This window comes from Pseudomonas sp. SC11 (assembly GCF_047039205.1).
Lineage (GTDB): Bacteria > Pseudomonadota > Gammaproteobacteria > Pseudomonadales > Pseudomonadaceae > Aquipseudomonas > Aquipseudomonas boreofloridensis.
In genome coordinates, this window is the sequence record NZ_CP178183.1 from 2,759,001 (window position 1) to 2,769,232 (window position 10,232).

At 50.8% G+C, this 10,232-nt stretch carries 8 protein-coding genes and 1 pseudogene; 2 read left to right on the top strand and 7 right to left on the bottom strand.

The genetic code is table 11. The features are described from left to right. Positions 1-96: 96 nt before the first annotated feature. From qatA to ACK2SD_RS12280, 6 genes are all read right to left on the bottom strand, one after another. On the bottom strand, positions 97-2,055 hold the full coding sequence (qatA, locus tag ACK2SD_RS12255; RefSeq protein ID WP_236171780.1) for a Qat anti-phage system ATPase QatA: 1,959 nt from the start codon (positions 2,053-2,055) through the stop codon (positions 97-99). A gap of 142 nt (positions 2,056-2,197) precedes the next feature. Next, positions 2,198-2,608: a hypothetical protein gene (locus ACK2SD_RS12260; RefSeq protein WP_412459817.1), complete on the bottom strand. Its 411-nt coding sequence runs from the start codon at positions 2,606-2,608 to the stop codon at positions 2,198-2,200. Between the two features lie 18 nt (positions 2,609-2,626). Beyond that, positions 2,627-3,613 (bottom strand): hypothetical protein, encoded by a 987-nt coding sequence (locus ACK2SD_RS12265; RefSeq protein WP_412459818.1) that lies wholly within the window; start codon positions 3,611-3,613, stop codon positions 2,627-2,629. Positions 3,614-3,629: 16 nt separating this feature from the next. Continuing rightward, complete coding sequence (locus ACK2SD_RS12270) at positions 3,630-4,313, bottom strand: hypothetical protein (protein WP_412459819.1); 684 nt, start codon at positions 4,311-4,313, stop codon at positions 3,630-3,632. Continuing rightward, entirely contained in the window at positions 4,298-5,230 is a 933-nt protein-coding gene (locus ACK2SD_RS12275; protein ID WP_412459820.1) for a TniB family NTP-binding protein, read from the bottom strand. The genes ACK2SD_RS12270 and ACK2SD_RS12275 overlap by 16 nt, the downstream gene beginning before the upstream one ends. Beyond that, entirely contained in the window at positions 5,227-7,020 is a 1,794-nt protein-coding gene (locus ACK2SD_RS12280; RefSeq protein ID WP_412459821.1) for a transposase, read from the bottom strand. Before ACK2SD_RS12280 ends, ACK2SD_RS12275 begins: the two co-directional genes overlap by 4 nt. Before the next feature lie 999 nt (positions 7,021-8,019). Here ACK2SD_RS12280 and ACK2SD_RS12285 point away from each other — a divergent pair. Together ACK2SD_RS12285 and ACK2SD_RS12290 are read left to right on the top strand one after the other, a co-directional pair. Beyond that, positions 8,020-8,711: pseudogene (locus ACK2SD_RS12285) on the top strand (tyrosine-type recombinase/integrase); the annotation flags it as partial. A gap of 283 nt (positions 8,712-8,994) precedes the next feature. Further along, positions 8,995-9,558, top strand: coding sequence for a hypothetical protein (locus ACK2SD_RS12290; RefSeq protein ID WP_412459822.1), 564 nt, complete (start codon positions 8,995-8,997; stop codon positions 9,556-9,558). A gap of 212 nt (positions 9,559-9,770) precedes the next feature. On the opposite strand, the gene ACK2SD_RS12295 is transcribed toward ACK2SD_RS12290, so the two are convergent. Next, positions 9,771-10,202: a hypothetical protein gene (locus ACK2SD_RS12295; RefSeq protein WP_412459823.1), complete on the bottom strand. Its 432-nt coding sequence runs from the start codon at positions 10,200-10,202 to the stop codon at positions 9,771-9,773. Between the last annotated feature and the right edge of the window lie 30 nt (positions 10,203-10,232).

Below are 10,232 nucleotides of genomic sequence, written 5' to 3' on the forward strand. Positions count from 1 at the left end.
CCCTGTGTAGTTGCAGGCGCCACATCATCCACCCAAGACGGAACCAGTCCAGAAACAGATCCCCCGTAACCTTTTGATGTTCCCATGCTGCATTCCTTAGCGTTTCGGGCCGAGATCCAACAATTGCTCAGCGGCTACTTTGAGTTTTTTGTTCTCGACCTGTGCGGCCCACTGTTCTTGAACGACCTGGAGCGCTGATTTTGCGGCTGGCTCAACCAAGCACTCGCTGAAAGAGGACGCCGCCCAGCCACCCAATCGCTCGACAGGTAGTCCCCGTATGAATTCGAGCAGTCGGTTTTGAAGCCGTGGCTGTTCTTTGACCAGGCCAACCAGACCGTCGATGCCCTGAGGGCGCTTATCGAAGATGTCTCCCTGGAGGATACGATCCCGGATCGCATCGAAGACCTCTTCAGAATCAGGAGCGGACAGCTCTCGCATGCTGTTGAGCACAGGCGCGCTTTTCAACTTCATACGTGGGCCCATCAGGGTCTCTACCAATGTTTCAAGCTGACTAGTAGCTACGAAGCCTGCGAGGGAACTCCGCTTGTCCCTGGTAACAAAGACGTAAGGCCTCAGATCAACACCGACGAGTGTCGGGTCGATCCGTGCCCAGTTGAGCGCCCAGTCACTTTTAAGCCATTGCTGAAGCTCAGCACCGATGGCCACGGCCACCTTGGGTTTAGCCTTTCGCTCACCCGTATCCTGCTGGTCATCCTCGACTTCCTGAGGCGCGGCCCTCGCCCGCTTCTCAAGCCCGGCGAGAGCTTCTGGTGCGCCGTCCTGCGCCAAGGATGCGAGCCTTGCGATCTGCTCGTAGAAATCGCTGTAGAAGCGCTCTGCCAACATGATCTTCGCCAGGATTGGCCGACTGATCTCATTGCCAAACCCACGCGCTTCAGCAATCGCCTGGCGGAGCATCATAGAGTTCAGGAATCGCTTGATCTGGCGTGGGTTACCCCGTGTGCCTTCACTCAGGATCTTGGTGACATGGGCGCTGATGGTGATCGCTTGGCTAACCTCCTCGGTCAGCGTTCCACCCATGGCCGTCTGCACGACACTGCGCTCGAGCCCCTTGCTCTTCCACGGCCGCTTCATGTCCTCTCGGGCGATGTCCAGCAACGCTTGAAACTTGGAGTTATCAGCACCCAGGGCATTCTCAAGCTGCAGCAAGGTGATGTAGACACGCGTCTCGGCCAATCCAAGCGCCGGGATGCGGAACGGTACCTGGATCAGCTTTTCGAGGTAATTGCGTGCGTAGTTCGACGGGCCTGAGCTTTGCGGGAGGTCAGGGAAATGCTCACGCACTGCATATTCGATCATGGCTTCGTCTGCACCGATGACGAAGGCGGTGCGCTCAACGAACAAGAACAACCGGATCGCTTCCAACGTTTCGATTGCCGTTTTCGGCAAGCACCTGTCGAGGTCGTCCACGATAACAACGAGCTGGTCGATGTCGGCGGCGTCCAGCAGCTCTTTAAATTCTTCTCGGAATTTATGGATGTGTTCAGGGAGCTTTTCGGAGTCGTCACCGCCCTCCTTGAGGAAGTCACCAATCTTTTCGGCCGCGCCCTTCAGATCATCCTTGCTGACATGATCGGCTGGGTTGGTGACCACGGAGGTGACCAGGTCATACACCCCCTTCAACTGATCCATGGTGGGGATGCCGGTCATGGCAGTGAACGCGAAGCCACCGGCTTTGCGCGCGACCTTCAGCCAATCGACACGCTTGAGCACCTTGGCAGCAGCGGCTTTCACTTTTACCGAGTTTGGCCTGGCTCGCTTCAGCTCATCGACGATCGTCTCGATGACTACCGTTTTGGCGTCTTCAAACCCTTCGAACGTCCAGCCGTTAAACCAGATGCAGCAGACACGATCGTTGGCTTTGAGCTCTTCCTGCGTCATGCGCAGGACGCTGGACTTACCGGCACCCCAGTCCCCGTGCACACCAATGGTGATGGGGGTGTCAGGCGTATCCTTGATGAGTTTCACAACCGTTTTGGAGATCGCGCTGTAGTACAGCAAGTCCGTTGCGGTTTCCTGGTCGTTCAAAAACACTGCGCTTTCCCTCGCCTGCAATTTTCTGATGGGATGCAGTTATACAGGCAATGGGCCATCAAACGCCAATGTCAGCTGCGCTTGAATCGGCACATGGAGAGTTAGCTCACGTGCCCTGATAAGCCGAAGTTTGAGGTAGGCTCTACATGAGATATCGATTGTAACGAGCCACTGCATTGTTAAAGAGGGAGTCAAAGACAGGCCTGGCGATGTACCGCACTACTGCCTGGGTTCCATACACTGAAACGGGATAGTCGTAGAAAAACTCCATCAAAGCGTCGACCACATCAGCGGTACGCTGCGTTTCGGTCAGACCATGAGCATTGATCCACCGAAGATTGGTCAAGCATGAAGGTAACGGCCCAGGCAGCATGAGCCTAACAGTGCCTACCTTGCTCCTAAGCCGGTCTGACGCATGAAACCAGGCCAGTATTTTTCTCGACGGGAATGAAACGAACATCCCAACATCCGCTTGCGGCCCGAAAGCTGCGCCATCCTCGGTGACGGCAATTGGGATGCAGAACCGAATCTGCGTAACGAACTGCAGCAGCATATTTCCTCCAGATGATAACTATCGCCCCCTGCCACCAAACCCTGCAATAAACTCTGTCAGGTAAGGGCTGACAATTTTGGTTGAGAGCTGAGTCAATTGGGCGAGGAGCTGGCTCCCATGCTCTGGAGTAAATACATTGGACGATCGACCTAGCCCGGCGGCGCTGTCGAAAAAGTAATGACGTCGGTCAAATGATTGAAGATACTCCTCCACCTCTAGACGCTCATCCTCTCCCAAAACATCCAACATCAAGCCAGCCAGAAGTATTGCCAGCTGCCTACGCACTACCGAGCTCACTAATGGCCCTAAATTTAGGTTATATCGAAAAAGCCGAGCATCTGTGCCAATCGATTGCCTAGGGAACAAAGAATGAATAATTCCGTAGCGGGGATAAAGAAGTATACGAACTATAGTCTGAATCAGGCGCCACTCAGAATCATTCCCGCCACTCGAGGCACTAATCTCAACACTGGACATAAATGCCTGTACTGACAGCAACGCGCCTACCACTTTTGGAGTCAGAGAACGACGGTGAAATTCCACCGGACTTGACTGGGTATGGTAGTAGGAAAAAATCTTCACCGCCATATTAAGTTTGTAGCTTTGCTTTCCGGGCGTATCGAGTAGCGGAACTGCGTGCACAGGGCACACAGTTTGAATAACTGAACACCACTCAGTAAGCATTGTGGGAAGCCTGAATGCTCGAATGTGATCACAGAAGCATTCGTAGCAGAACGCCCCTCGATAATAGCGGGGTATTAGCCACGCACTCTTTGGTGCAAACATAGAAAGATCAGAGCCTGTCTTTCCAAGCCGTTCAAGCGCGACGCAGCTAAACTTGCTCGGCAAACAAAAATCAGGATCGAAGTCCGCATGCTGCATTGAAGCTTGATAGATCTCCAACAGATCATCAATAGGTCGACCCGCATCAGTTGGGATGGCTCCTTGGCGGTACAACCAGGATGTAAAAAGTTCGTTTGAGACTGAGAGGATGGCTCCATTCATTTGATATGCCCATTCCTTAATTCCACTTGCATTTCAAAAAGGGGTGACAAAGATGCTGCATGGTTGAGGCGAGATTTCCGTCAGTAATTTCATATAGCCGCGTTAGTGCCAGGTTCGATACATCATGCAATCCAAGCGATGCGGCGACGCCTTGAAAGTGATCAATGTACTGCGCCAGACCTGAAAAGCTGCGCAAATAACACTCAAGACGCGTCTGAGGCCCCTCAATATCATGGTGACGGATACTACGATCGCGATCCCACCTCGACAATGTCTGAGAAATGATTAGACTCATACCCGGCAATGCTGAGGCAATTTTGCTCAAATGCCCTATAGTCATCTTTCTCATCGGGATAGTTATAGCGAAGTCATCGATATCTTCAATAAGCACTCCGGTGATCGGCTGCAGCTCTATGAGAGGTGAAATAAAAGCCGGAATAGGTGCCCGGTGCGAGATACCCTCACCCCCTAGCCCCAAATGATAATAAAATGCTTCAAGCAGATTGCGTCCACTTATGGCCGGCCTCGATGCTAGAGGAATACATGCTGCCCCTATAGTGTTCGTGATCTTTTCCATCAATGTCGAAAGACCTGAACCTGGCTCAGCATTTAGCATTATTATAGTTGGCTCAGGCAACTTCAACTGATCCGATACCAAGTTATAAATTTCTTGCTGACATGGAGTCATGCAGGGAGCCATGGCTGCTCCTGCTTCGAGATGTCAGCATTACGGTCGACCTTAGGAATATGCAAGTTAAATCCGAATCGCATCGCGATGTCACGCAACCGAGGGAACTGCTCAAGCGTAATGCGCTCGACTCCCGAGTCAATAGCATCCATGGCGAGGCACTTCATGATCTTTACAACGTTATCCATGATCTTATATGACTCAGCATGGATTAGCGTTCTAATCTCAGGACATGCGAGGTCGGATTTGAGCTTAAGTGGCAGGTGGGCCTCATACGTCGCAAGGAAATCAACGAAATCTTGCCCCAGCTCCCAATCCTTGATTGCAAACTGCACAAAGCGCCGATCAATGATACGATCCAGCATGAGGATGCTACACGCCTCTGTATTTCCAAACGCGATTACGCATAATTTCAGAGTGCCCGAGAGATTACGAAGCAGTGAAAGCAGTGTACGTTTCTGTGCGTACGGCTGTAGAAGTGCATCATTTAACTCATCTATGACTATGGCACAAATATTGTTTGCTCTGATGTATTTTAAGATTAGATCTTCTTTGTCAGCAGTGCTACGGCGACCGACCTCAATGCCAAATGCTTCCAAGAGACGATCATGTAGCTTGAAGCGATTAGTATTTTCGGTTAGTTCGATAAAAACCATTTTCCTGTCAGAGTTTGCGCTGAGAAATTTCAGCCGATGCCACGCAGCTGATTTTCCATCACCGCCTGCTCCGTGGATAAAAATGCAAGACGATTGAATCTGGTTGTGGGTGTACAGCATGTGGCTAATGCATTCAAACATCAAAGCGAATTTTGGGGTATCGATCCAAAAATCATGCCTGCAGATTTCAATACGCTCAGCGGCAGAGAGCTCAAGATTCAGGCGAAGTTCTGGTAAGACGTGGTTGTACGAGAAGGAAGCGTCCATAGTCATTTTTTGAACCTATCAACTATTATTGTGGGCTGCAAAATTTCGGGCGAACCCCGGCTACTGTCGATAATACGTGGCGCGCCAATTACGGCCTGGACTGCTGGATGAGCGGGTAGCCGCTCTGACTGCGCTGTAATATCTCTGGGTAGCCTTGGCGTTTTTTTTGACTGTGTCTCAACCGCAATTGCTTGTTCGCGCTGCCGTTGCTGGGCTGCAAATGCATACTCATCATCAATAAGCCCGGCAGGCGCGCTATGACCGACGTGCCTAGCGCTAGACAAGGCTTTATGGCTGCTATAAGACTCCCAGTTTCTGGATAGACGATCCTTGGTATACGTGCACGGAACATTTATGAATCTCCCGGGAACCATAACCCAGATCGAATCTAAGTCATAAGGCTGAAACCTTACCTCAACATTTTTCGCTCCAATATACGGATCTATCTCGGGACTATAATACCTCCTGCCCGAGAAATTTATTCCATAGGGTTGAATCGTGTGATTGTAAGACGGCGCCAGAAAATCAATCTCAAAGCGTTCCTTTCGATCCGGACTAATCACCCTGTCATGATCTAACAGCCCTTGGGAGTCGTAATAAAACCAGGCCTGACGCGGAGTGCTTTGTAAGCCCTCATGCACCGTACCATGGTAAATAATCGCTTGTTCAAGCAGCCATTTACCACATTCCACTATGTTATATCTAGCGTCTCGTTCTGGATTTAAGCCTGCTCGTTGAATCACATTACTACCTGTGGTTCCGGGAAGGAAGTGAACTTCCCCCATGAAAGTTCCTATTACGCGCTCGATCAACCCGCCGTACCACTTTTTATCGACTGGACGATGATCCCAATCCATCCCCCATCTCCTACAGGTTGCCATGAATCGAGGACTTGTGAACTCAGCAGCATTGTCCGTGTATATCAAAAAGGGGATGCCGTAAAACGGATATTCCCTGGGATCGATCCCGTAGAGTTCTAAAAACCTAGACTTGTCCTGGACTGCAAAAGCTAGAGCGCTTGCTACAGATATTAAGTTCGGGGGGCGGAAGCTCAGATACATCCCAAGTATCACCCTTGTGAGGGCACACATGATCATTGTCAACCAAGGGCGCCCTACCAAAACCTTGCGATCAAACTCGTCGACTAAAAGCATGTCAACCATAGTGTGATCCATCTGCACTTGCTGAAGCACACGCTCCATGATTTTTTTCTTGGGCTTCGGCTTGTATTTGTTGTCGCCCGCTTCCTTACCATACTTCCTGTAATACTTTTCTTTTTCCGGCTTTGCAGCCACAAATCTCCTACATTGATCCCTGCTGGGCGGCAACTCATCTTCAGGCACCAGTCCTTGTGCTCCCTTCCAAACTTTCGCCGATGATGCTTTTGGCCCCTTGTAATTCTCTTGATATGAAAGTTCGAGGGCGCTGAGCTGGCCCGGCGTTAACTTATGGTTTCCGGGCTTGGTTCCGCGCTTTTTTCTAGTTAGCTCAAGATAGCTAGTTGACTGTAAAAATGCCCTATAGAGATTGTAGAACTGGCTTTTTTTGACCTCCAAAAGCTCCATCGCTTTGGCTTGACCTATCAACCCTAATCTCAGTTGCTTGAATATCGCATCGCGCTTCCGCGCAAGCCGTAACTCTGTATCGCTCACATCGAGAGCTTCATAAGGCACAGCGGATTGAGTGACTGTAGCGTTAGCTGGCTTCCAAGGCCGTGGAATTTTCAGGGGTGGAACCTTAACTCGAACCGGTTTGGAAGCATGAATAGTTATGGCCGTGCGAATTTCCTTACTCACCTTTGTTATCACCTGTCAAGTCGAACTGATAGTAGGAGCAATCAACCCTCCGAGATCCATTGATCTCTTACATGCTGGTGATTAACACCCTCACTTTACTTCACTAGAATGGTGAAGCGACCTCGAGTAACCATGACTCTGCGCCACCGTCAGAATGATTTTGGTCGAGACAATCACTACCGCAGAAGACTAGATGTCAGCTGCTAACGACAGACGCTAGCTTGTAACGCCGATGACCACAACAACTTTTATTAACGCAGCCCCGTCAACAAACTGGCAGTTCAAATAATGCTTAAATTGAAACTTGATCACAGGGATTTATTCAGCAAATTTTGTCGATTTATTTTTCGTGTCTGCACAATAAGTTGCGAGCGAGCAATTTAATTAACTATAAATTGAAAATTGCAATACATAAATAAGGCGATGATCCGATTACCCCCGAATCTGGTTATAACACCGGGGAGAACAAGAATTTTTTTGTCTATTAAATCGTGACTTTTATACCAACTGAATCCCTGGCGGTATGGCCTGAAGCTTGTTCCAGAACTGAATGCACTTCCGCCTGGACGCATTCTTGGCATGCAACCAGTGGCTCCCTAGGCTACCTAGGCTCGTTGGGTAGGATCTAATCGAGCCATGTAGGCGCCTAGAGGAGCGAACGCGCTGAATTCAACCTATTGCGCACTGCCAGTCTGTTTCCCAGCGATGACTAACCGCCGTTGACAGCGGAGTTCGCAGCGAGGCCGCGACAAAGCCCCTTATATACATTCGCGCTTGGTCTGTGGCTGAGTACAGGATGAGGCTAGAAGTTGTCGTACAACTGCTCGTCTTAGCACCTGTTCAGTGGAGTCGTTGCGTGGAAAATGGCTGGAAATGCAGCTTTTTATCGGAAAACAGAAATCTGTTTTCCAATCTAGTGTTAGCGGTGTCCATTTTGGTCAATACAATCAACGACCTACGCCATTCCGATAAAGCGGTGCCCGTCACATCAGCGGCGCCGTTGCCGACGTCATTGAGCGGCGCTTTGACAGCCATATCACCAATGTGCGTCCCGACCATGCCCGTTATCGCAGCCTGACCGATCCCCAACTCCAGATCGTTCGCACACTGATTCGTCCGGGTGCTGTGGGAAATCCGTTTCCCAAGCGATTGCAAAGGGTTCTCAGCACGCCTATGTCACCATCAATGACCGCGAACATGACCCCGCCGACCCACGTGCTGAAGAGCCTGCGCTGAAAACCCACGGACGAACCGTAGGTATTTCTGCACAGTTGTATGAGGTCTACGAGCACTACATCCAGAGCGAACGGCGCCCTCTACGTGACGGCAAACCGATGAAATTGCTGCACCGCTATCTGTTCATCTCTGACAGAGGCCGCCCGCTGTCGATTCGCGCATTGTCTAACGTCCTCGATCGGCTGTTTCTGACCATTGAACTGGCACATCCGGGGTTGTTGCCTACTCTTTCTGCGCATGACTTTCGCCACACCTTCGCCGACCGTTTCTTGGCTTACCTGGTCGAGCAGCGTGGGCACGACCTGGAGCGCGCCACGGACGAGCTTCGGCGAGTCTGCGGTTGGGCTGAGACTTCGGCGATGCCACGTCGTTATGCAAGTCGTTATCTAGCCGAGTCGGCCAACCGCCATAACGCGCAGCGTGCCTCAGCAGCTTGGGGCCGACTCGACAGTTAAGGAGGTTCGCCGTGACCAAATCAGCCGATCAAGAACACGCGTCACCGCCCTCCTCTTTGCCAGCTTACGTGTTCAGGGGGCCCGCTCACGTTGCGATTCGAACTCGCACTAATGACCAACCACGCTACGTCGATACCCGGCTAAAGGTGTGGACATGGTACGACGGTGGAGTCGCGCTGAAAATTGATTGGGTCGAGCTAGCCTTAGGCTTTGTTTGAAAAGTCTTGAGACGAAGGTCAGGCAAGGCGAAAACCGCCGAGGAAGCGGAGTTTACAGGTTGTAAATGAGCATTCCGAGGCGGTTTTCAACGCAGCATCACCGAGTATCAAGGCTTTTCAGACAAAGCCTAGCTGCAGAGCTTACTGAAATAGCCAAAGGCTTTATGGCTTATTCGTTAGAGAAGTATGCTCCCCAAACAGCATTTATGTTTGCTAGGTTTCTTGTCTACTTATCAAGCACCAACCTCGCCCAAATCTTTCCTTGGGGTCAGCAAAACTTTATTGCCAAATTAGAAGACTTCAAACAAATTAGGCCCAACCTAATTGGGCTTCGCAGATTTTATCGCTGGGCAATGGATAGAGGAATTAATGGATTCGATCCGATCACATATTTAAAAATCAAGGAGGTAAAATCAGATCGGGCTGACCCCTATGCTCGAATTTTTCTCTCGCAGTCTGGGTTAGAACTTGACGAGGAAGTTCGACTGCTCAAACGCATTGAACGAGAACCTAAATCTGACTCTTGGGGGGATGTTCAGCTTAATATAGTGCTTCACTTGGGTTTCGAACTCGCACCTCGATTGAAATCGGTACAAGCCTCAAATATGAGTTGCGTGAAGCTGGGATAGATAGGCCGAATCAGGTATCCATGTTGTTGCGTCATCACCTCGGGCAAGGCTTGGCGGATCAGGGTACTCCAGCAGACATGATTGCTGAACTGCTCGGTCACAACAGCACGGTTGCAGCGCGTGCTTACGTAACGGCCACCCCTAACATTGCCCGGATCAAAGAGAAAGCATTGGGTAAGAGCCCGGCTTATCAACGCATTATGCGTAGCTTATTAACTGGGAAAATAGTCCAACGCCGCGATACAGCTCCTGAAGCAGCAGTCCGCGGCGTCATTGATACGCAATACATAGGCGATATGGGTGCATGCGCCCTGCCCGTTCATACCCACTGTCCCTACAACCCTATATACGCGTGCTACCAGGAAGCCGATGTGCGCAGCTCCATACGTCCCGTTCCAGCCACGTGTTGCGCCCCAATCATAGAGGCGAACCAAGTTGAAACCGAAGCTGCCGATCACGCCGATATCGTTCCGGTAGGCGTTGCTGCTTGTGTCCTGCCCGGTGTTCCAAAGCGCCTCGAAACTGTCGTTAAAGAAGTCGGAATCAGAGAACTGGGCTTGTGGCCCGGAGTTGGAATACGGCGGAGACCATGTCGTCCATGTCGGGCTGTATACCATTCCAAATACGGTGTCCGAAGTCGCCATTTTCTATCCTTCCTTTCAGGTGAGATGCCT

Excerpts from the sequence above, each read along its gene's own strand:
- ACK2SD_RS12275 (WP_412459820.1), bottom strand. The coding sequence starts at position 5,230 with ATGACTATGGACGCTTCCTTCTCGTACAACCACGTCTTACCAGAACTT.
- ACK2SD_RS12290 (WP_412459822.1), top strand. The coding sequence starts at position 8,995 with ATGAGCATTCCGAGGCGGTTTTCAACGCAGCATCACCGAGTATCAAGG.
- ACK2SD_RS12265 (WP_412459818.1), bottom strand. The coding sequence starts at position 3,613 with ATGAATGGAGCCATCCTCTCAGTCTCAAACGAACTTTTTACATCCTGG.
- ACK2SD_RS12260 (WP_412459817.1), bottom strand. The coding sequence starts at position 2,608 with ATGCTGCTGCAGTTCGTTACGCAGATTCGGTTCTGCATCCCAATTGCC.
- ACK2SD_RS12270 (WP_412459819.1), bottom strand. The coding sequence starts at position 4,313 with ATGGCTCCCTGCATGACTCCATGTCAGCAAGAAATTTATAACTTGGTA.
- ACK2SD_RS12295 (WP_412459823.1), bottom strand. The coding sequence starts at position 10,202 with ATGGCGACTTCGGACACCGTATTTGGAATGGTATACAGCCCGACATGG.